The sequence below is a fragment of the Streptomyces sp. NPDC006314 genome (assembly GCF_040613075.1).
GTDB lineage: Bacteria > Actinomycetota > Actinomycetes > Streptomycetales > Streptomycetaceae > Streptomyces.
Genome location: NZ_JBEXRL010000004.1, coordinates 476,699 through 498,801, shown reverse-complemented (window position 1 = coordinate 498,801; position 22,103 = coordinate 476,699). Strand labels below are relative to the sequence as shown.

Sequence of the window (22,103 nt, the reverse complement as noted above, 5' to 3'; positions counted from 1 at the left end):
AGGGGAGTGTTTATCGTCAGGCAGACGACTATGATCGCCGCATGCCCTACGACCCGTCAGCCTTTCCGCCCTTCGCCGTGACCGTGGACCTGGTCGTGCTGACCGTGCGCCGCCATGCCCTGTGCGCGCTGGCGGTACGGCGGGGCGAGCCTCCCTTCCAGGGGCGCTGGGCGCTGCCCGGTGGGTTCGTACGGGCCGACGAGGACCTGTCCCAGGCGGCGGCGCGTGAGCTGGCCGAGGAGACCGGGCTGCGCGCACATGATCCCTCGGCCCCGGCCCAGGACAACGGTGCCCACCTCGAGCAGCTCGCCACCTATGGCGACCCCAAGCGGGATCCGCGCATGCGCGTGGTCAGCGTCGCGCACCTCGCGCTCGCGCCCGACCTGCCCGCACCGCGTGCGGGAGGCGACGCCAGCAACGCGCGCTGGGCACCGGTGGAGGAACTGCTCCAGCAGGACGGTTACGGACGCGACGACGAGCCCGTGGCGCCTCTGGCGTTCGACCACGCCCAGATCCTCGCCGACGGAGTGGAGCGGGCTCGGTCCAAGATCGAGTACTCGTCGCTGGCCACCGCGTTCTGCCCGCCCGAGTTCACGGTCGGAGAGCTGCGCCGGGTGTACGAGGCGGTGTGGGGTGTGGCTCTCGACCCGCGCAACTTCCACCGCAAGGTCACCGGGACCCCTGGATTCCTCGTTCCCACCGGAGGGACGACCACCCGCCAGGGCGGCCGGCCGGCCCAGCTCTTCCGAGCCGGCGGCGCCACTCTGCTCAACCCCCCGATGCTGCGCCCCGAGGTCTAGGGCGCAGCGCGGACGGCCGCCGGGACGACAGGTGAGCCGGCGGTGTGACCGAGCCCGGGTTCCGTCGAATGGAGGACACGGAGAGGGCAGTCCGCGCGGCACTCGGCGATAGATCGCGCTATACACCAAAAAAGCGGACATAGCGCGCTATCTTGCTGCAGGTGATCCAGGCCTTCGGACTGACCAGCGACCCCCGCAAGGCGCACCCGCCCGCCGTCGACGACGTCTCCTTCGAGGCGCGCCCCGGGCATGTCACCGCGCTTCTCGGCGGCGCCGGCGCGGGCAAGACGACGGCGCTCAGACTGATGCTCGAGCTTCAACCGGGCCGTGGCATCACCTACTTCCGAGGGCGCCCCCTGCACCGGATCGCCCACCCCGCGCGGGAAGTCGGCGTACTCCTCGGCGACGTGCCGGGGCATCCGGCCCGCTCGGTCCGCGGCCATCTGCGGATGCTGTGCGCGTCGTCGGGAGTTCCCGCACGGCGCGCGGACGAGGTCCTCGAAGTGGTCGGCCTCGTCAGCCTCCGCGAGGAGCGCCTCGGCACGCTGTCGCGCGGCATGGACCGCAGACTCGGCCTTGCCTGTGCCCTCCTGCCCGACCCGCACACGCTCGTCCTGGACGAACCCACCGACGGTCTCTCCGCCCGTGAGGCGCAGTGGCTGCACAGCATGCTGCGCACGCATGCCCATCACGGTGGCACCGTGCTCTTCACCACGGCCGACCCCAAGGAGGCCGCGCGCACGACCGACCGGGTCATCACCCTCGACGGCGGCAGACTCGTCGCCGACCAGGAGGCCAAGGAGTTCGCCCGCACCCGGCTGCGCCCTCGCGTGGCCGTCCGCAGCCCCCACGCTGCGCGCCTCGCGGCCCTGCTCACCAAAGAGGCCCGTACCGCCCGCCGGTCCGTTGAGGTCGTACGGGAGGACGGCAACCGCCTCTCGGTGTACGGGAGCACGACCGCCGACGTCGGCGAGACGGCGTTTCGCCACGGCATCCTCATCCACCAACTGGCCGACGAGGTCGGAGACATGGGGCCCGGTGCCGGTACCGGAACCGGAGGCGAGAAGGAGGCCGCCGGCACACGGCCGGCTCAGCGCGAGACGGTCGTACCGGACTCATCCACGGCGGCCCAGGAGCGAACCGCCTCGGACGCCTGTCCGGAAAAGCGGGACACCGCGGGGCCCGCCTTCCCGTCGGGGGAGTGGGAACCGCCCGCGGCGGACGGGCCGGCGGCGGACCACGGACGAGCCGCGTCCCGCTCTTCGGCGCCGCAACCCGCTCGTGCCGTGCTGGGATTCCCGTCCGTGGAGCAGAGCGGAGCCGCTGGGGACGTACCGCCGGTGGACCGGGAGAGCATGGAGCCCGCCTCGCCGACGGCGGACCGGCGGAGCGCGGGACCCGCCCTGCCGGCGACGGCGCCGGGGGGTGCGGAGTGTGGCTCGTTGGCGGCGGAGCCAGGCAATGCGGAGTGTGGCTCGGTGACGGAGTCAGGCACCTCGGCGCCGGACGTGTCCCGGCCGGAGCGGGAGACGCCGGCGCTGGGCGGCACGTCGGAGAAGCAGGGCATTGCGAGGTCAGGCGTCCCCTCGAAGGAGCGTGAGCACACCGCAGGGGGCCTCTCGGCGCCGGAGTGCGGTGGGTCCGGCCTCTTCGCGGGCCACGAACCGTTGGGCGCCTCGGCCGACGACGGGCGGACCGTATCCGACCCCTCCGCGTGGGAGCGTACCCAGACCGGCCCCGGCGAGCGGTCATCGCTCGGGAAAGACCCTCGCCGCGCGTCCGCGCCCGAGCGCTCACAGAGCATCCGCGCCGCGCCGGCCCAGGGCGCGTCGTCGGCCGCAGCGGTTTGCGGAACCGGCGGGAAGAAGGATCACGATGCCGCCGGGGCCGGTGGTGGGGCAGCTCCGGCCAAGGTGGCCGCGGGCGCCGAGGGCAACCGGTCCGCCAAGGCGACGGCTGCGCCGCACGCCGGCCAGGCCGGGGTCTCCGCGTCCTCGGAATCGCAGGCCGGCAGCACGAGCAGCGCCGCGGGCATCCCTGCCACCCGCACCCGCCTCCCCGGCGCCAGGAATCCCGGCACGAGCAAGCCGCAGCCCGGCCGCGCCGTACGTCCCGACGGTGTGCGCCCGGTCGATGCCCTCTCCCCCCTCCCCCCTCCCATCCTCGTCCGCCCCGCTCCCACCCCCCTCCGCCCCCTGCGTTACGAGATCCGGCGCGCCACCGGAGTCGGCACCGGCTTCCTGACCTGCGGTGCCGCGCTGGTGCTGTCCGCGCTCACGGCCGTAGTGCTGGCCCGGATCGGCCATACCCCGCAGGCGCGCCTGTTCGCGGCGTGGCCGCGCGAGCTGCCGCTGCCACCCGCGGCGCTCGCGGCGGGGCTGCTCGGCGCGCTGGCCTTCGGGGACGAGTTCCGCCACCCCGCCCTGGCTGCGGACCGCGGCACCGTGCCCCGCCGGCTGGGACTGCTGACCGCGAAACTGCTCGTCTCCGGAGCCACCGCGCTGCTGCTGGCCTTTCTCACCGTGGGGTGCGACGCCGAAGTGCTCTACATCGTCTACGGACCGGAGCTGACGCGAGTTCCCCCGGACTGGCTTTCGCTGAGCGCGAGTTGGTTCGGTCTGGTCAGCGGCTGTGCCTGGGCCGGTGTGCTGGCGGCCGGAGTGTTCCGGTCCACCACGGCCGGCCTTGCCGCCGTCCTCGGGGTACCCGTCGTCGTCGTACCGCTGGTGCACAAGGCGCTGCAGGGCTCCGGTACGCGGATGGCGGCCGGCTTCCCGATGCGGATGCGGGAGGTGCTCCTGCTGCAGTGGCCCTTCGGAGGGGAGCGCTATCTGCTCGCCGTGGTGCGGGTTCTCGCTCAACCCGTGGGCGGAGCACTGGTGTTGTCCCTGACGGGACTGCTTTGCGCGTATCTGCTCACGACGCTGCGTGCCCGGGTCCGATGACGGCTGTCCGAGCGCTTCCGGTCCCGCTGTGCACACAACTCCCCACGGAAAGCACATTTCTTTCCGATAAGGCGTCAATTGCGACGGCGTGAGCGATCACCCTTTCGTGTGCTTTTCACCAAAGCCCTCAAGGGAGTTGGAGACGGCGCCGACAAAGGATGCGTGAGTACCCTTGCGCACACCATGATGACCGCCGCCCGCTCCGCAGACTCAGGTCTGACCGGCCCGGGCGATCTCGACCGCTATTCCTACGCCGAGGCCCCCGTGGCCGACCGCGTCGGAGCGCCCTCCTGGGACGGCGCGGACCCGGAGCTGGGCCGCGTCGGCCGGCGTACCGCGGGCAGCCGCGGACGCGGTCTGCACGGCCAGCTCGTTCAGCAGCTGGGGCAGATGATCGTCTCGGGCGACCTGGGGGCGGACCGCCCGCTGGTGCCCGAGGAGATCGGCCAGCGCTTCGAGGTCTCCCGCACCGTCGTCCGCGAGTCCCTCCGTGTCCTCGAGGCCAAGGGCCTGGTCAGCGCCCGCCCTAACGTCGGCACGCGCGTGCGTCCCGTCAGTGACTGGAATCTCCTCGACCCGGACATCATCGAGTGGCGGGCCTTCGGGCCCCAGCGCGACGACCAGCGCCGTGAGCTCAGCGAGCTGCGCTGGACGATCGAGCCGCTCGCCGCCCGCCTCGCCGCCGGACACGGGCGCGAGGAGGTGCAGCAGCGCCTCTGTGACATGGTCGAGATCATGAGCCACGCCATGGCGCAGGGGGACGCCCTGACCTACTCGCGTGCGGACAACGAGTTCCACGCCATGCTCATCCAGATCGCCGGCAACCGCATGCTGGAGCATCTCTTCGGGATCGTCTCGGCGGCCCTCCAGGTGTCGGGCGGCCCGGTCACCGCGTGTGACCGGCCGAACGAGGCGTCCCTCGCGCAGCACGCGCGGATCGTGGACGCCCTCGGCACCGGCGACGGCGCGGCGGCGGAGACGGCCATGCGTCAACTGCTCACGGTCCACCCCGAGGTGGAGCGCGTGGTCCCCGCCCCGCGCGAACACTGACCCGCGACGAGGCAGTGCGGTCGCCGGTGTGCGGCGTCCTCGTGGTTCCCATGGCCGCTCGGGCCCGGGTTCCGGGCCCCGCCGGACCCGCCGGATCCTCTGGACTCCGGCGGGTCCGGCGGTGCGACGGGCCGCCGTGGTGCTGATCACGGCCGGGCGTGACGACGAGATGATCTCATCTGCCCCCATTTGAACGCTTCTGAACGCTTACGGGGTGTGACTCGGGCCACGCAGATTGGGCGTAACGCTCGTGGGAACAGCGCGATGACCTAAGAGGTGACAGCCGCGGAGGGAATACGGACGCCATGACAGGCGCTGTGCATCTTCCCGGCCCCGCCCGCGCCGTCGGCCCATCAGGCCGGTGGTCGGCTCCTGTCCGCAGTGGACGGTGCCGGAAGCCGTTTTCCAACGTTCCGAGAGGTTGTTCGTGTCGGCCAGCACATCCCGTACGCTCCCGCCGGAGATCGCCGAGTCCGTCTCTGTCATGGCGCTCATTGAGCGGGGAAAGGCTGAGGGGCAGATCGCCGGCGACGATGTGCGTCGGGCCTTCGAAGCTGACCAGATTCCGGCCACTCAGTGGAAGAACGTACTGCGCAGCCTCAACCAGATTCTTGAGGAAGAGGGTGTGACGCTGATGGTCAGTGCCGCAGAGCCCAAGCGCACCCGCAAGAGCGTCGCAGCGAAGAGTCCGGCGAAGCGCACCGCCACCAAGACGGTCGCGGCCAAGACGGTGACCACCAGGAAGGCCACCGCCACCTCGGCCGCCCCGGCCGTGCCCGCCGCCCCGGCCGATTCCTCCGAGGAAGCCGAAGCCGCCAAGAAGGCCGCAGCCAAGAAGACGACCGCCAAGAAGGCGGCCGCCAAGAAGACCGTCGCGAAGAAGGCGGTCGCCAAGAAGACCACGGCCAAGAAGGACGACGTCGAGCTTCTCGAAGACGAGGTCCTCGAGGACACCAAGGTCGCCGAGGAGCCCGAGGGCACCGAGAGCGCCGGCTTCGTCCTGTCCGACGAGGACGAGGACGACGCCCCCGCGCAGCAGGTCGCCGCGGCCGGCGCCACCGCCGACCCGGTCAAGGACTACCTGAAGCAGATCGGCAAGGTCCCCCTGCTCAACGCCGAGCAGGAAGTGGAGCTGGCCAAGCGCATCGAGGCGGGTCTGTTCGCCGAGGACAAGCTGGCCAACGCCGACAAGCTCGCCCCGAAGCTCAAGCGCGAGCTGGAGATCATCGCCGAGGACGGCCGCCGCGCCAAGAACCACCTGCTGGAGGCCAACCTCCGTCTGGTGGTCTCCCTGGCCAAGCGCTACACCGGCCGCGGCATGCTCTTCCTGGACCTCATCCAGGAGGGCAACCTCGGCCTGATCCGCGCGGTGGAGAAGTTCGACTACACCAAGGGCTACAAGTTCTCCACGTACGCCACCTGGTGGATCCGGCAGGCGATCACCCGCGCCATGGCCGACCAGGCCCGCACCATCCGTATCCCGGTGCACATGGTCGAGGTCATCAACAAGCTCGCGCGCGTGCAGCGCCAGATGCTCCAGGACCTGGGCCGCGAGCCCACCCCGGAGGAGCTGGCCAAGGAGCTCGACATGACCCCGGAGAAGGTCATCGAGGTCCAGAAGTACGGCCGGGAGCCCATCTCGCTGCACACCCCGCTGGGTGAGGACGGCGACAGCGAGTTCGGTGACCTCATCGAGGACTCCGAGGCCGTCGTCCCCGCCGACGCCGTCAGCTTCACGCTCCTGCAGGAGCAGCTGCACTCCGTTCTGGACACCCTGTCCGAGCGCGAGGCCGGCGTCGTCTCCATGCGGTTCGGTCTCACCGACGGTCAGCCGAAGACCCTCGACGAGATCGGCAAGGTGTACGGCGTGACGCGTGAGCGCATCCGCCAGATCGAGTCCAAGACCATGTCGAAGCTGCGCCACCCGTCGCGTTCGCAGGTGCTGCGCGACTACCTCGACTAGGTCGCGGTCGTACGACGGCGACGGCCCGGTTCCCCTCGCGGGGGCCGGGCCTTCGTGCTGCGAACGGCGGCGCCCTGGATGACTCTGGGTATCCCAGGAAGACCCCAGAGTGAGGAGCCGGCATGCGCCGTTCCGTTGCGCGGGCACTGATCCGGCCGCTGGCACTGGCGGCCACGATGACCGCCATACCCGTGGCGAGCGCGGCCCCGACGGCCGCCGACAGCGTGGTGGTCGGAGGGTTTCCGATCGAGGTTTCCCAGGCTCCGTGGACGGTGGCGCTGTCCAGTCGTGACCGGTTCGGAGGTACGCGGGCGGGCCAGTTCTGCGGCGGTGCGGCGATCGCGCGGACCCTGGTGGTCACCGCGGCCCACTGTGTGGCCGAGGAGGTCCTGGGCGCCCCGCCGAACCGCGTGCGCGACCTGAGGGTCATCGCGGGCCGTACGGACCTGTTGTCGCACGAGGGCGACGAGGTCGCCGTACGGGATGTCCGGGTCAATCCCGGGTACCACAGCACGACCAACTCCGGCGACTTCGCCGTCCTCACCCTCGCCGAGGCGCTTCCGCAGCGCGCGGTCGTCGCCATGGCGGGCGCGGGCCACCAGGCCTACACGCCGGGTACGAAGGCCCTGGTCTCAGGGTGGGGCGACACAACGGGCGGGGGCGCCTACGCACGTCGGCTCCACGCGGCACGCGTGCGCGTGCTGACCGACGATCTGTGCGCCCGCGCCTATCCGGGCGGACCGGACGGTACCTACCGGGCCGACACCATGCTCTGCGCCGGAGAGGTCGCCGGGGGCCCGGACGCCTGCCAGGGCGACAGCGGCGGGCCGCTGGTGGCCGGTGGGCGGCTCATCGGGCTCGTATCGTGGGGAAGCGGCTGCGGGCGGCCGGGAAGGCCCGGCGTCTACACACGCGTCTCCGAGGTCCTACGGGCTCTGAAAGCGGGTGCGGGGGCGGGCACGAGGTCCCGGTGAGGCCGTATAGGCGCTCCTGAGGCCCCCCACGCGGGCATGAGCACGGGCGGCCGCTCCGAAAGGGAGCGGCCGCCCGTTCGCCGGCCTGTGCCGGAGCTGGCTCGTCGTGGGTGCGAGATTCAGCGCTCTTCTTCGGAAGCGATGTCCGGAACGGACGTCAGCCGCTCCGTCTCGTCCTGTATCTCAGCGGCGATCTTCTTGAGTTCCGGCTCGAACTTGCGACCGTGGTGGGCGCAGAAGAGCAGCTCTCCGCCGCTGAGCAGGACGACGCGCAGATATGCCTGGGCGCCGCAGCGGTCGCAGCGATCGGCGGCCGTCAGTGGGCTCGCGGGGGTCAGAACAGTAGTCACGTCGCCTCTTCTCTAGCTCGACGAGCTGTCGTACCAGGGTCAACATCCAACCAGTCCGAAAACGTTCCCGCTCGTGGCTTTTCCTCGAAAAAATCTTCCGGGGCGGTTGTCTGCTGCCGGTTGGCGGCGAATGTGCCGTATTGCGTGTCTTAGGTGCCTACGGTTTCGCGCTGTCTTGTGGGTCTCGGTCCGCCGGCTGGGTTGCCGGTTGTTCATGAGGACGTGCCCGGAGCCTAAATGGTTCATGCCTCCAAGGGAACGTGATGTGTACTTCACTCCATCGAGGGTTCGAACACGCATGCGAGCCTGGACTAGGCTAGGTTTCCGACGAGGGTGGCGTTACACCGGCTCTACCAGGCCTCGGTACCCTCTGTGCGGCGACCGAAGCCGCCCCCTTACCCAAAGGGGGGCCACCTGAAATTCAGCGAGGAGCGAACCGCGTGACCGCCGATACGTCCGTGCCGTCCACAGCGCTGCTGGCAGGAGCAGACCGGGACGGTTCCAACTACACCGCGCGGCACCTGCTCGTCCTCGAGGGCCTCGAGGCCGTGCGCAAGCGCCCGGGCATGTACATCGGCTCGACCGACAGCCGCGGTCTGATGCACTGCCTGTGGGAGATCATCGACAACGCGGTGGACGAGGCCCTCGGCGGCCACTGCGACCACATCGAGGTGATCCTCCACGACGACGGCTCCGTGGAGGTGCGCGACAACGGCCGCGGCATCCCGGTGGACGTCGAGCCCAAGACCGGTCTGTCGGGCGTCGAGGTCGTCATGACAAAGCTCCACGCGGGCGGCAAGTTCGGCGGCGGCTCCTACGCCGCCTCCGGCGGTCTGCACGGCGTCGGCGCCTCCGTGGTCAACGCGCTCTCCGCCCGCCTCGACGTCGAGGTGGATCGAGGCGGTCATGTGCACGCCATCAGCTTCCGGCGCGGAACACCGGGCGCCTTCGCGGCGAACGGCCCGGACGCCAAGTTCGAGGCCAAGAGCGGCATGCGCAGGACCAAGAAGATCCCCAAGACCCGCAGCGGCACGCGCGTGCGCTACTGGGCCGACCGGCAGATCTTCCTCAGGGACGCCAAGCTCTCGCTGGAGACCCTGCACCAGCGCGCCCGCCAGACCGCGTTCCTCGTGCCGGGCCTGACCATCGTCGTCCGTGACGAGTTCGGTCTCGGCGAGGGTGGCAGCAAGGGTGAGGAGTCGTTCCGCTTCGACGGCGGTATCAGTGAGTTCTGCGAGTACCTGGCTAACGACAAGCCGGTCTGTGACGTCCTCCGCTTGTCCGGGCAGGGCACCTTCAAGGAGACCGTCCCGGTTCTGGACGAGCACGGGCAGATGACGCCCCAGGAGGTCACCCGCGAGCTGGGCGTCGACATCGCGCTGCGGTGGGGCACGGGCTACGACACCACCGTCAGGTCCTTCGTCAACATCATCGCCACTCCCAAGGGCGGCACCCACGTCGCAGGCTTCGAGCAGGCTCTCACCCAGACGATGAACGATGTCCTGCGGGCCAAGAAGCTGTTGCGTGTGGCCGAGGACAACATCGTCAAGGATGACGCCCTGGAGGGTCTGACCGCCGTCGTCACCGTGCGCCTGGCCGAACCGCAGTTCGAGGGGCAGACCAAGGAGGTCCTCGGCACCTCGGCGGCCCGCCGCATCGTGAACAGCGTGGTCACCAAGGAACTGAAGGCCTTCCTGACCACCACCAAGCGTGACGCCGCCGCCCAGGCCAGGGTCGTCATGGAGAAGGTCGTCGCCGCAGCCCGGACCCGCGTCGCGGCACGTCAGCACAAGGACGCCCAGCGTCGGAAGACCGCCCTGGAATCCTCGTCCCTGCCGGCCAAGCTCGCCGACTGCCGCAGCGACGACGTCGACCGCAGCGAGCTGTTCATCGTCGAGGGCGACTCCGCGCTCGGTACGGCCAAGCTGGCACGCAACTCCGAGTTCCAGGCGCTGCTGCCCATCCGGGGCAAGATCCTCAACGTGCAGCGGTCGTCGGTGACCGACATGCTGAAGAACGCCGAGTGCGGCGCGATCATCCAGGTCATAGGAGCGGGCTCGGGCCGCACGTTCGACATCGAACAGGCCCGCTACGGCAAGATCATCATGATGACCGACGCCGATGTGGACGGCTCCCACATCCGCTGCCTGCTGCTCACGCTGTTCCAGCGCTACATGCGGCCCATGGTCGAGGCCGGCCGCGTCTTCGCCGCGGTGCCGCCGCTGCACCGCATCGAGATCGTCCAGCCGAAGAAGGGCCAGGACAAGTACGTCTACACGTACTCCGACCGTGAGCTGCGCGACAAGCTCATGGAGTTCCAGAGCAAGGGCATCCGGTACAAGGACTCCATCCAGCGCTACAAGGGTCTGGGCGAGATGGACGCCGACCAGCTGGCCGAGACCACGATGGACCCGCGTCATCGCACGCTGCGCCGCATCAACCTCTCCGACCTGGAAGCCGCCGAACAGGTATTCGACCTGCTCATGGGTAACGACGTGGCACCCCGCAAGGAGTTCATCTCCAGCTCGGCGGCGACACTGGACCGCTCGCGCATCGACGCGTAGCCGCCGCGCGGGGCGCGGCCGACCGCGGATCGCTGGAGGGCGGCCCGATCGGAGGCGCCCTGGACGGCTGGGCCGGGACGGGCGCTGACCGAGTCGCCGGCGCCGCCCGTCCTGCGACCGTCGGGAAGGGCGGCCGGACGGGCGCGACGGCCGACGCCGAGGGGTATGTCCGTTGGTGCTTCGACGGCGGGCATGTCCGACGTTGCCCGTGCTGCTTCGACGGCGGTGGACTGCTTCGGCCCCCGTCGTCGCATGGCCGTGACCACGGCATGGGAACTACGGCCGACTGCGTAGCCCACGGCGCTGCTCCCGGCTGCCCGGCGCCGGCCGACCGGGGTGCGCGCGTCTTTCGATCCCCGGCCGAGCGGGGCCCCGCGCAGTGCGATACCCGGCCAAGCGGGCCCCCGCATCTTTCGGTCCCCAGCCGAATGGGTCCCCGCGCCTTTCGGCGAGCCGCCGAGCCGGGACGGCCCCCCACCTTTCGGTGCCGCGCCGACCAGAGTCCCCGGCACCCTTCGCTCTCCGGTGACTCCATCCCTGGGTGGAGTGGGGCCGCTCAGCCTTTCCACCCGTGATCCACCCCGGCTCCGATCCTCCCGACCTGCGAATTTCCGTAGCTTCGAAGGCGTCGGCAGCACTGGCTCCCGGCACCACCCTCTCGCTCACGGAGGCCCCGATGTCCGGGCTCGACAACGCACTCATGGTCGTGGCCGTCGTCGCCATCGTGATCGTGCGGCAGTTCCGCGCCCGCGCGATCGACACGGACCTGCGCTGGTGGCTGCTGCCCGTGATCCTCGCCGTCGTCGCGCTGCGCGAGCCCGGCATCCTCGACACCCACCACCGCGCAGGGCCCGCCGTACTGCTCGCGATGGAGCTGCTGACCGGCCTGGCCACCGGTGCCGGATGGGCCTGGACCACCCGGGTCTGGACGGCTGCGGACGGCGTCGTGTGGACCAAGAGCACCAAGGCGAGCGCCGCCGTGTGGATCGGAGGCATAGTCCTGCGGGTCGGTGTCTTCGCCGTCGGCTCCGCCCCCGGCGTGCGCCAGGACAGCGCCGCCCTGCTGCTCGGCCTCGCCGGCACCCTGCTGGTCCGTGACGGAATCCTGGTCTGGCGGGCGCAGTGCCTCGGCGCCACCAGCCGTCCCGCCCCGGCGTACGGTGACCACAACCGGCCGGCGTGGAAGGAGCGCGTGTGACCGAGAACGCCTGGACACGCTGGCCGTCGCGCGAAGCGCTCGGCCCTGAGGGAATCACCCGGCCCCGGCGCCTGCTCGCTTGGGCTGTCCGGCTGCTGGTGCTCGCCATGCTCCTGTGGGGCGCGTTCAGCCACAGACACGTCGGGATCTGGGGAGCGCTCGCGGCGGCAGCGGGAGTCCTCGTCGCCGGTCTCGTCGCGTGGGCCTTCTTCCGGACGACCTACGAGCACCGGCTGGTGCCCTCCCTGGCGCTCATGGGTGTACTCCTGGGCATCGCGGTCGCCAGCCAGGCCACGGGGTTCGGAGTGCCGGCTCTCGTGATCTTCTGCGGTTGTGGGATCAGCGCGCTGGAGAGACTGCCGCTCGTGGCGGCCGGCCCGGTGGCGGCGGTGGCGCTGGCCTCGTACTCCGCATTCGACACCGACGTGTGGTTGACCACGGCCGTCACCGTGGCGGGCATGGCACTCGCCGGATACGTCCTGCGCCTGGACGCGGAAGCCCGGGGCAACGCACAGCGGCTGCTCGCCCAGGAGCGGGCCGCTCGGGCCGCCGAGGCCGAGTCCGCGGCATTGAGCGAGCGGGCACGGATCGCACGGGAGATCCACGATGTGCTGGCCCACAGTCTCTCCGCGCAGCTGGTGCACCTGGAGGCGGCCCGGCTGCTGATCGAGAACGGCGCCGACCGGGAACGGATCCTGGAGCGGGTGGTGGCCGCCCGGGGCATGGCCCGCGACGGCCTCGCGGAGACCCGGCAGGCACTGTCCGCGCTGCGGGGTGAGCTGACCCCGCTGGAGGACTTCCTGACCGAGCTCGTCAGCGGGGCCGACAACGCGGAGGTCACCGTCACGGGGGAGCGCAGACCCCTGCCGGCCGAGGCGTCTCAGGCCGTGCGCCGGGTCGCGCAGGAGGCGCTGACGAACGTCCGTAAGCACGCCCAGGGCGCCAAGGTGTACCTGCGACTCGATTACCGCGAGCACGAAGTGACGCTGGACGTGAGGGATTCGGGCGGTCGGCCGGGCGAACTCACGGGGTCCGGAGACGGGTACGGTCTGCTGGGCATGCGGGAGCGCGCCGAACTGCTGGGCGGTTCGCTGGACGCGGGACCGGACGAGGAGGGGTTCATGGTGACGCTGAAGGTGCCGGTATGACGGAGACGGACGAGGAGAAGAAACCCGCCCGGGTGGTGGTCGCGGACGATCAGACCGTGGTCCGGGAGGGCATCGTGATGCTGCTGGGTCTGCTGCCCGGGATCAAGGTCGTCGGTGCCGCGGGAGACGGCGAGGAGGCGGTGCGGCTGGTCGGAGAACTAGCCCCGGACGTCGTCCTGATGGATCTCAGGATGCCCCGCTGCGACGGTGTGGAGGCCACCCGGCGTATTCGGGCGCAGTACCCCGGGACGCAGGTCGTGGTGCTCACCACCTACGCGGACGACGAGTCGCTGTTCCCCGCGCTGCGGGCCGGTGCCCGGGGTTACCTGACCAAGGACGCGGGCGGCGACGAGATCGTGCGCGCCGTGGAAAGCGTGCTGTCGGGGGACGCGGGGCTGTCCCCGAGCATCCAGCGCCGCTTGCTGGAGCGGCTCTCGCAGCCCGAACCCGAACCGGCGGCCGCCGAGGCGCCCGACGGGCTGACCGCGCGCGAGACCGAGGTCCTGGTGCTCATCGCCGAAGGCCTCACCAACCAGCAGATCGCTCGCAAGCTGCATGTCTCCACCGCGACCGTGAAGACGCACATCAACAACCTCTTCGCCAAGACAGGCCTCAAGGACCGGGCACAGGCGGTGCGTTACGCCTACGGCAACGGGCTGGTGCGACCGCCCGCGGGATGGATCACCTGATGGGGTGAAGTGCCGAGGGAAGAAGAGTCATGGATCTTCCCGATCTGTCCATCCTTGGGCATGCAGTCAAGCAACGGTCGTTCCCGCGGAGCCGGGGATGGTCCCGAGAGGGCGTCCGAGCATCCGGAAGATCACAACCCGCCCGCCCGCGACGTGACGTACGAAGACCCTTGGTACGACGCGCTGGCCTCCGGCTGGGGCGAACTGGACGGCACGGGCAGGCGGGCGCCGACCGTGCCGCCCGCTCGCCGGGAGCGGAGCGGAACAGCGGTTCACGCCCGCGACGTGTACGTCGCGGTGCAGCGCAGCGCGGCCTTCCAGGAGGTGCGCGACAGGTACCGGCGCTTCGTGGTGCCGGGGGTCATCGGCTTCCTCCTCTGGTACGTGGGATACGTGGTCATGGCTACGACCATGCCCGGACTCATGGCGCGGCCCGTGGCGGGGGCGGTGAACGTGGGCATGCTCGCGGGGCTCGGGCAGTTCCTCAGCACGTTCCTGCTCACCTGGGCCTACTCCCGGCACGCTCGGCTGCGCCGGGACCGGGCAGCGCTGGAACTGCGCTGGGAGACCCAGGAACTGACCCGCGGTGTGCAGGGAGGTACCTCGTGACAGGCGGCCATCAGACTCTGGCGCTGCTGCTGTTCAGCGGGTTCGTGGCCGTCACCCTCGGGATCACGACCTGGGTGAGCCGCAGGCGGCACGGTTCGGCGGAGGAGTTCTACGCCGGCGGACGGTTGTTCTCCCCGATGGAAAATGGTTTTGCCATCGCGGGCGACTACATGTCGGCGGCCTCCTTCCTCGGGATCGGGGGGCTCATCGCGCTGTACGGCTACGACGGGTTGCTGTATGTGGTGGGCTTCCTCGTGGCGTGGCTGGTCGTGTTGTTCCTGGTGGCCGAACTGGTCCGCAACTGCGGGCGGTTCACCCTGGCCGACGTGGTGGCGGCGCGGATGAGCGAGCGGCCGGTGCGGATCGCCGCGGGAACTTCCTCCGTCACCGTCTCCGTTCTGTATCTGGTGGCCCAAATGGTCGGCGCGGGCAGCCTGGTGGCGCTGCTGCTGGGGCGGACGAGCGGCGCGGCCCAGGCCTGGACGGTCATCGGGGTCGGCGCGCTCATGGTGATCTATGTGTCGTTGGGAGGGATGCGGGCCACCACCTGGATCCAGATCGTGAAGGCGGTTCTGCTGCTCGGTGGGACGGTCGCGCTGACCGTGCTCGTCCTGGTCCGCTTCCACGGGGACTTCGACCAGCTGCTGATCACCGCCGCGGAGCGCAGCGGGCACGGGAAGGCGTTCCTGGCGCCGGGCCTCAAATACGGCGGGAACTGGACCGCCCGCCTCGACTTCATCAGCCTCGGACTCGCGCTGGTGCTGGGCACGGCGGGACTGCCGCACATCCTGTCCCGCTTCTACACCGTGCCCACAGCCCGGGCCGCCCGGCGCTCCACGGTGTGGTCCATCGGCCTGATCGGCGGTTTCTACCTGATGACGATCGTCCTGGGATTCGGGGCGGCGGCCGTCGTGGGGCCGGATGCCGTGCGCGGTTCGAACGCGGCCGGGAACACGGCCGTGCCTCTGCTCGCCCTCGATCTGGGCGGCGGCGTGGGCTCCACCGGGGGAACGGTTCTGTTCGCTGTCGTCGCCGCCGTCGCCTTCGCCACGATCCTCGCGGTCGTCGCCGGCATCACGCTCGCCTCCTCCGCCTCGGTGGCCCATGACCTGTACGCGTCGCTACGGCGATCGCACGGCAAGGCGCGCAGCGAGGTGGCGGTGGCGCGGTTCGCGGCGGTCGGCATCGGTGTCGTCGCGATCGCGCTCGGTCTGCTGGCCCGTGACCTGAACGTCGCCTTCCTCGTCGGTCTCGCCTTCGCGGTCGCCGCGTCGGCGAACCTCCCGGTGCTGCTCTACTCGCTGTTCTGGCGCGGTTTCACCACCCGCGGCGCGGTGTGGGCCGTGTACGGCGGGCTGATCCCGGCGCTCGTGCTCGTGCTGCTGTCCCCGGTGGTGTCCGGCAGCCCGGTCTCGCTGTTCCCGGAGGTCGACTTCCAGTACTTCCCGTTGCAGAACCCGGGCATCGTCTCCATCCCGCTCGGCTTCCTCGCCGGCTGGCTGGGCACGGTCACCTCGGACGACGTCGCGGACGAGGCCAAGTACGCCGAGACGGAGGTACGGTCGCTGACCGGCGCCGGGGCGGTGTAGCGGGCCACACGGTTCACTACGGCGCCACCCACGCGTACCGGTGCTCCGGGCGGCCCGCGTCGCCGTACTTGAGGGTCAGCCGGGCCCGTCCGGTGCGCTCCAGCAGCTTCAGATAGCGCTGGGCGGTCTGCCGGCTCACCCCCGTCCGCTCGGCGATCTCCTGGGCGGACAGTGGGCCTACGGCGTTCATCAGCGCCTGCCGCACCAGCTCGGCCGTGGTGGGGGAGTGCCCCTTCGGCAGGTCCGGCTCCGAGGCGGCGGACAGGGCGCCGAAGATGCGGTCCACCTGCGCCTGTTCGGCCTCGCCACCGCCGTCCAGGGTGCGCCGCAGCTCGGCGTACGCCTCCAGCTTGGTCCGCAGACCTGCGAAGGCGAACGGTTTCACCAGGTACTGCAGCGCTCCGTGCCGCATGGCGGCCTGGACGGTGGACACGTCCCGCGCCGCCGTCACCATGATCACGTCGGTCTGGTGGCCGCGCCGGCGCATCTCCCGTACGACCGCGAGCCCCGTGTCGTCGGGCAGATAGTGGTCCAAGAGCACCAGATCGAGCTGCGGCAGGGCCTCCACCTGACGCAGCGCCTCCGCCGCGTTGTGCGCCTCGCCTGCCACGTGGAACCCGGGCACCTTCTCGACGTAGGCGGCGTTGACCCGGGCCACCCGGGTGTCGTCGTCCACTACCAGGACCTCGATCATCGCGTCTCCTCCCCGGCGGTGGCCGGGACGTTCGCAGGGGCCGTACCGGAATCCGCGGCCCCGGTGAGGGCCGGTCGCAGCTCCGGCTCGGTCAGCGCCTCGGGCAGGACCACGGTGAACTCTGCACCGCCGCCGTCCGCCGCGCCCACGGCCGCGCTACCGCCCTGCCGTTCGGCGAGCCGGCGCACCAGGGACAGCCCGATGCCCCGCTTGCCGTGCGCGGGCGGCTTCTTGGTGGACCATCCCTCGGTGAAGATCAACTCCCGCTGGTCCGCCGGGATACCGGGTCCTGTGTCACGCACCCTGAGGACGACCGCACGGCCCTTCGTGCGCAACTCGACCTCCACGCGCGCGTGCGGAGTGCCCGCGACCGCGTCGAGGGCGTTGTCCACGAGGTTGCCGACGACCGTGACCAGACCCCGCGGATCGATCAGCCGGTGCGGGAGCCGGGTGTCCTCCGACACCCACAGGGCGACCCCGCGCTCGGCCGCCACGGTCGCCTTGCCGACCAGCAGCGCGGCCAGCAGCGGGTCCTGGATCCTCTCGGTGACCTGCTCGGCGGTGACCCGGTGGTCGCCGACCACCTCGCCGACGAACTCCACCGCGTCGTCGTACATCTCCAGTTCCAGCAGCCCGAGCAGCGTGTGCATGCGGTTGGCGTGCTCGTGGTCCTGGGCGCGCAGCGCGTCGATCAGCCCGCGTGTGGAGTCCAGTTCCCGCCCCAGCTGCTCCAGTTCGGTGCGGTCGCGCAGGGTGGCCACGGCGCCGCCGTCGTCGGTGGGCATGCGGTTGGCGACCAGGACGCGCTGGCCGCGCACGGTGAGCAGATCGGTGCCGGGCACCCGGCCGGCCAGCACGTCCGTCGTACGGCCCTCGCCGAGCGCCTCGTCGGGGGTCTGCCCGACCGCCTCGTCACCGATGCCGAGCAGCCGCCGCGCCTCGTCGTTGAGCAGGCGGATGCGGCCGCCGCGGTCGAGGGCGACCACACCCTCCCGGATGCCGTGCAGCATCGCCTCGCGCTCCGCGAGCAGCGCGGAGATGTCGGAGAAGGCCAGGTCCCGGGTCTGCCGCTGAACCCTGCGGGAGATCAGCCAGGCGGCCAGCGCGCCCACCGCGAGGGCGCCGCCGGCATACGCGAACAGTCCCGGGATCGCGCTGATCAGCCGTGCCCGCACACTGTCGTAGGCGATGCCGACCGAGACCGCCCCGACGATGCGGTGGTCGGCGTCGTAGAGCGGTACCTTGCCGCGCGCCGAGCGCCCCAGGGTGCCCTTGTCGATCCCCATGACCTCCCGGCCGGCCAGGGCGTCGGTGGGGTCGGTGGAGACGCGCCGGCCGACCTCCGAGGCCGTGGGATGCGACCAGCGCACCCAGTTCCGGTCCAGCACCACGATGTACTCGGCGCGGGTGGCCCGGCGGATCCGCTCCGCCTCCTGCTGCACCGGGCCGTTCCTGGTCGGCGGGGTGGTGCGGACACCCTCGGCGATCTGCGGGTCCTGGGCGGTGGTCTCGGCGATGGCCAGTGCCCGCCGCATCGCCTCCTGGTCCAGCTGCTTGCTCAGCGGCGCGAGGAACAGCCCGGTCGCGAGCACCGCGACTCCCGCGGCGATCGCCACCTGCATCAGCAGCACCTGCGAGAACACCCGCCGGGGCAGACCGAGGCGCAGACGGCGTGCGGGGGGAGTGGGGCTCATACCCACGACCGTACGTGTCCCGGGCCGAAGCGCCCCAGGGGTGTGGTGTGGATCTCCTGACCCGTGCTTGATCTTCCGATCAACCCTTGAGCGGACTGGCGGCTCACCTTGATGAGCTTGACGAGGGGGCGCCGCTCAGCTCGCCAGTGCCGTCGGCCGCAGCTCGCGCACCGCCACCACGTCCATCCGCACGGGCGTCCCCAGGACCGCCGCACCGCAGCTCTCCGGGCGGGGCGGCAGCGACGCCCCCTGCGCCACGGTGACCCGCCAGCGGCGGCCGTCGGCGTGGCCGACGGTGACCTCCCAGCGCGGGGCCGCGCCGTCGGTCCGCAGGACACTCAGCACGCCCGCCCGGTACTCGCCCGCAGCCGACCGGACGGCCAGCTCGGCCGCCTGGCCGGGCCGTTCCCAGGCGGAGCACCCGCGGCAGCCCTCGACCACCACGCGCCCCTCCTGGACGCCGCGCAAGGCCTCCTGGACGGTGTGCGCCTCGACGCGGCCGTAGGCGTAGCCGTACGGCAGGACGAGCACCGTCGGTGAGAAGCGATGTCCACCCAGATGGGTGACCTCCCAGACCCCGCGCACCTCCGAGGCCGCCAGCTCGGCGGCGAGGGGACGGCCGAGGAGGGCGCAGCAGCGGTCGCGCTTGCCGTTGGTGCACACGAGCGCGAGCGGGCCACCGCGGTGCGGGCGGCCGCCGAGCGCCGCACCGAAGGAACGGTGGTCGCCCGCCCCGAGGGCGGCGAAGTCGAGCTCGAGCAGCCGCCGCGGATCGCGGGTGGTGGCGCTGTGCAGCCACACACGCCCCGGAACGGTGTGGGCGACGTACACGTGCCGGATCGCGGGTGTCCCGGGGTCGGCATGGCGACCGGGGCGCCGGATGAGCGCGATGCGGACGCCGGTTTCCGCGGCGGCGGCCTCCAGCGCCCGGCCCAGCGCGGGGTCCAGGTGGCTCGAAGTGAGCGCCTTGGCGCCCCAGGGGCCGGGCTGTTCCAGCAGCAGCCACGTCGTCGCCGTGGCAGCCGTGCCGGAAACGGGCTCGTCGAGGCTCCGGGAGACGGTCGCGCACCTACTCACAGAGGTGAGCCTAACCTGGCTCGCCGCAGGGCGACTTCCTGCCGGGCCCGTGTCCTACTCCGGCAGGGGCCGCGGCGGCCGCGGACCCACGTAATGACCGCTGGGTCGCATGCGCAGCGGGCGCTCGCCGTACTCCTCCAGGGCGTGCGCGATCCAGCCCGCCGTGCGGGCGACGCCGAAGATCGTCTCACCGGCCGTGGCCGGCATGCCGCAGGAGGCGGTGAACACCGCCAGGGCCAGGTCGACGTTGGCGTGCAGGGGGGTGTGCCGGGCTGTCGTGGCGACGATGTCGCGGGCCGCCAGCAGCGCGGGCTCCGCGCGCGGGACCTGTTCCAGGAGGCCGAGGAGCACGCGCGCGCGGGGGTCCTCACCAGGGTAGAGCCGGTGGCCGAGACCGGGGATACGGCGGCCCGCGCGCAGTTCGTCGGCGATCACCGGGACCGCCGTGCCCTGGTCGAGCACGTCGAGCAGCATGCGGTGGGCCAGGCCGCTGGCGGCGCCGTGCAGCGGGCCCTCCAGGACACCGAGCCCGGCCGAGACGGCCGCGTAGGCGTGCGCGCGCGCCGAGGCGGCGACCCGGACCGCGAGGGTGGAGGCGGCCAGGTCGTGGTCGGCGAGCAGGGCCAGCGCGGTGTCCAGGACGCGCAGGGACGGCTCGTCGGCGGGACGGCCGGTCAGCCGGCCCCACAGGCGGTGGGCCAGCGGGCCGTCGTCCCGGTGACCGTGCAGGGCCGGCGGGAGCGCCGCGACGAGCGTGGGGATGAGGTGGCGGGCGGTGTTCAGCACGGCCTCTTCGGAGAGGTCGAAGCGCAGCGGGTCCTCTGCCGCCGCTGCGATCGCCGCCACCCGCAGCCGGTCGACGGGGGAGGCGTGCTCGGACAGGGCGGCCACCGCGCGGCCGGCGACCTCGACGGTGGTATCGGGCGCGGAGAAGGTGATGCCCGGGGTCAGCCGGCCCGTCCACAGCCACTCCGCGACCTCCTCGTAGGAGTGCCGGGTGGCCAGCTCGACGGCGTCCACGCCCCGGAAGAAGTAGCGGTCCTTCTCGATCAGCGTGATGCGGGTGCGGACCGACAGGTCGCTCCCGGAGCCCGGACTCCCGGCCGCCTCGCGCCGGTTGCGGCGGGCGAGGGCTTCCACCTCCTTCGCCTCGAAGGTGCTGGCGCGGCCGCCGGGTTCGCGTCTGCTGCTGAGCAGGCCGCGACTCACGTACGCGTACACCGTCTCGGGCTTCACGCCGAGCACCTCGGCGGTCTCCTTGGTGGTCAGCCTTCCCCCGGGGCGGCTGGGAGCGGGGTCGTGATCGCGCATGGGGTCACCGTAGCCGTCTCTGCACACCTTGATAGCGACGCATTGATTGAATCAACATTGACAAGCAAAGAGTCAAGCATGGACAGTCGAATCAAGTCCAGTGAGGAGAAACCATGGCCATCGCCAGGACCGCCACCCCGCTCATCGACGCTCCGCGCGGTCTCGCGGGCGTCGTCGTCACCGAGACCCGGCTCGGCGACGTCCGGGGGCGGGAGGGCTTCTACCACTACCGCCAGTACTCGGCCACCGAACTCGCGCAGACGCGCGGCTTCGAGGACGTCTGGCACCTCCTGGTCCACGGGGAGCTCCCGGACGCGGAGCGCCGCGCCGCCTTCGCCGCCGAGACCGCGGCGCTGCGGCGGCTGCCCGGGGACGTGCGCGCGGCGCTGCCGGCGATCGCCGCGGCGAGCCGTCTCTCCGGCCCGCTGGCCGGGCTGCGCACGGCCCTGTCGCTGCTGGGCGCGGCACAAGGACTCCGGCCGGTGTACGACATCGGCGCCGAGCGGCGCCGGGCCGACACCGTGGCCGTCTGCGCCGTCGTACCCACACTGCTCACCGCGCTGTACCGGCTCGGGCGGGGCCTCGATCCGGTCGAGCCTCGCGAGGACCTCCCGTACGCGGCCAACTACCTGTACATGCTGACGGGTTCGGAACCCGACCCCCGCCGGGCGCGTGCGGTCGAGCAGTACCTGATCTCAACCATTGACCACGGATTCAACGCGTCCACCTTCACCGCGCGGGTCATCGCGTCCACGGGCGCCGACGTCGCGGCCTGCTTGACCGGTGCGGTCGGTGCGCTGTCCGGACCGCTGCACGGAGGTGCGCCCAGCCGGGCCCTGGACACGCTGGACGCGATCGGCACGCCGGACCGGATCGACACCTGGATCCGGGAGCGGGTGCTCGCCGGTGACCGGATCATGGGCTTCGGGCACGCCATCTACCGCACCGAGGACCCCCGCTCCCGGATGCTGCGGGAGATAGCCCTGTCCTTCGGCGGCCCGCGCGTGGAATTCGCGGTGGAGGTCGAGCGCCGGGTCGAGGCGATCCTCACCGAGCTCAAGCCCGGCCGCGAACTCCACACGAACGTCGAGTTCTACGCCGGTGTGGTCATGGAACTGTGCGGTCTGCCCCGCGAGATGTTCACTCCCACCTTCGCGGCCGCGCGGGTGGTGGGCTGGAGCGCCAACATCATGGAACAGGCGGCCGACCCGAAGATCATCCGGCCGGTGGCCCGCTACGTCGGACCGGAGCCGCAGCTCTCGGTCCCCGCACCGGCCTGAGCCGAGCGCGGACGGCGTCGGTCCGGTGCCCCGTGGCACCGGACCGACGGCCGTTCCCGACGTCCGGAACACCCATGTCGATGTGCGGCAGTGTCCCGCGGTGCGGCGATACGCGGGGAGGGGCGCGGAGGAGCCGGCGGCCGACCGCACGAGAGCGGCCGTGATCGC

Annotated in this window: 17 protein-coding genes; 12 read left to right on the top strand and 5 right to left on the bottom strand. The window is 71.5% G+C overall.

The features are described from left to right. Nucleotides 1-41: 41 nt before the first annotated feature. The 5 genes from ABZ079_RS10280 (at nucleotide 42) to ABZ079_RS10260 (ending at nucleotide 7,732) form a co-directional block, all read left to right on the top strand. Nucleotides 42-800 (top strand): NUDIX hydrolase, encoded by a 759-nt coding sequence (locus ABZ079_RS10280; RefSeq protein WP_356938972.1) that lies wholly within the window; start codon nucleotides 42-44, stop codon nucleotides 798-800. 152 nt (nucleotides 801-952) lie between these two features. Then, entirely contained in the window at nucleotides 953-3,745 is a 2,793-nt protein-coding gene (locus ABZ079_RS10275) for an ATP-binding cassette domain-containing protein (protein ID WP_356938971.1), read from the top strand. Nucleotides 3,746-3,907: 162 nt separating this feature from the next. Beyond that, entirely contained in the window at nucleotides 3,908-4,795 is an 888-nt protein-coding gene (locus ABZ079_RS10270; protein ID WP_356938970.1) for a FadR/GntR family transcriptional regulator, read from the top strand. 427 nt (nucleotides 4,796-5,222) lie between these two features. Beyond that, on the top strand, nucleotides 5,223-6,758 hold the full coding sequence (locus ABZ079_RS10265) for an RNA polymerase sigma factor (protein WP_356938969.1): 1,536 nt from the start codon (nucleotides 5,223-5,225) through the stop codon (nucleotides 6,756-6,758). A gap of 122 nt (nucleotides 6,759-6,880) precedes the next feature. Next, nucleotides 6,881-7,732, top strand: a complete 852-nt coding sequence (locus ABZ079_RS10260) for a serine protease (RefSeq protein ID WP_356938968.1) — start codon at nucleotides 6,881-6,883, stop codon at nucleotides 7,730-7,732. Nucleotides 7,733-7,851: 119 nt separating this feature from the next. Here ABZ079_RS10260 and ABZ079_RS10255 read toward each other — a convergent pair whose 3' ends face one another. Beyond that, entirely contained in the window at nucleotides 7,852-8,082 is a 231-nt protein-coding gene (locus ABZ079_RS10255; RefSeq protein WP_356938967.1) for a hypothetical protein, read from the bottom strand. A gap of 440 nt (nucleotides 8,083-8,522) precedes the next feature. On the opposite strand from ABZ079_RS10255, the gene ABZ079_RS10250 reads away from it, so the two are divergent. The 6 genes from ABZ079_RS10250 to ABZ079_RS10225 all read left to right on the top strand — a co-directional run bounded on the left by ABZ079_RS10250 (nucleotide 8,523) and on the right by ABZ079_RS10225 (nucleotide 15,879). Beyond that, the gene (locus ABZ079_RS10250) at nucleotides 8,523-10,646 is read left to right on the top strand and encodes a DNA topoisomerase IV subunit B (protein ID WP_356938966.1); all 2,124 of its coding nucleotides are present in this window, start codon (nucleotides 8,523-8,525) and stop codon (nucleotides 10,644-10,646) included. A 676-nt stretch (nucleotides 10,647-11,322) separates the two neighbouring features. After that, the gene (locus tag ABZ079_RS10245) at nucleotides 11,323-11,844 is read left to right on the top strand and encodes a DUF1453 domain-containing protein (protein ID WP_356938965.1); all 522 of its coding nucleotides are present in this window, start codon (nucleotides 11,323-11,325) and stop codon (nucleotides 11,842-11,844) included. After that, a complete protein-coding gene (locus tag ABZ079_RS10240) occupies nucleotides 11,841-12,992 on the top strand; it encodes a histidine kinase (protein ID WP_356938964.1) in 1,152 nt (383 codons plus the stop codon). The genes ABZ079_RS10245 and ABZ079_RS10240 overlap by 4 nt, the downstream gene beginning before the upstream one ends. Then, nucleotides 12,989-13,681 (top strand): response regulator transcription factor, encoded by a 693-nt coding sequence (locus tag ABZ079_RS10235; RefSeq protein ID WP_356938963.1) that lies wholly within the window; start codon nucleotides 12,989-12,991, stop codon nucleotides 13,679-13,681. The genes ABZ079_RS10240 and ABZ079_RS10235 overlap by 4 nt, the downstream gene beginning before the upstream one ends. Nucleotides 13,682-13,741: 60 nt before the next feature. Next, nucleotides 13,742-14,290, top strand: coding sequence for a DUF485 domain-containing protein (locus ABZ079_RS10230; protein ID WP_356938962.1), 549 nt, complete (start codon nucleotides 13,742-13,744; stop codon nucleotides 14,288-14,290). Continuing rightward, nucleotides 14,287-15,879: a cation acetate symporter gene (locus tag ABZ079_RS10225; RefSeq protein ID WP_356938961.1), complete on the top strand. Its 1,593-nt coding sequence runs from the start codon at nucleotides 14,287-14,289 to the stop codon at nucleotides 15,877-15,879. Before ABZ079_RS10230 ends, ABZ079_RS10225 begins: the two co-directional genes overlap by 4 nt. Before the next feature lie 16 nt (nucleotides 15,880-15,895). Here the strand turns inward: ABZ079_RS10225 and ABZ079_RS10220 are convergent, their stop codons facing one another. The 4 genes from ABZ079_RS10220 to ABZ079_RS10205 form a co-directional block, all read right to left on the bottom strand. Continuing rightward, nucleotides 15,896-16,573, bottom strand: coding sequence for a response regulator (locus ABZ079_RS10220; RefSeq protein ID WP_356938960.1), 678 nt, complete (start codon nucleotides 16,571-16,573; stop codon nucleotides 15,896-15,898). Further along, nucleotides 16,570-18,267: a sensor histidine kinase gene (locus ABZ079_RS10215; protein WP_356938959.1), complete on the bottom strand. Its 1,698-nt coding sequence runs from the start codon at nucleotides 18,265-18,267 to the stop codon at nucleotides 16,570-16,572. Before ABZ079_RS10215 ends, ABZ079_RS10220 begins: the two co-directional genes overlap by 4 nt. Nucleotides 18,268-18,402: 135 nt before the next feature. Beyond that, nucleotides 18,403-19,344 carry a sucrase ferredoxin gene (locus tag ABZ079_RS10210; RefSeq protein WP_356938958.1) on the bottom strand — a complete coding sequence of 314 codons (942 nt, stop codon included), beginning with the start codon at nucleotides 19,342-19,344 and terminating at the stop codon, nucleotides 18,403-18,405. A 54-nt stretch (nucleotides 19,345-19,398) separates the two neighbouring features. Continuing rightward, entirely contained in the window at nucleotides 19,399-20,655 is a 1,257-nt protein-coding gene (locus ABZ079_RS10205; RefSeq protein WP_356938957.1) for a citrate synthase, read from the bottom strand. Between the two features lie 113 nt (nucleotides 20,656-20,768). Between ABZ079_RS10205 and ABZ079_RS10200 the strand changes: the two genes are divergently transcribed. After that, the gene (locus ABZ079_RS10200) at nucleotides 20,769-21,935 is read left to right on the top strand and encodes a citrate synthase/methylcitrate synthase (protein ID WP_356938956.1); all 1,167 of its coding nucleotides are present in this window, start codon (nucleotides 20,769-20,771) and stop codon (nucleotides 21,933-21,935) included. The last annotated feature ends 168 nt before the right edge of the window (nucleotides 21,936-22,103 follow it).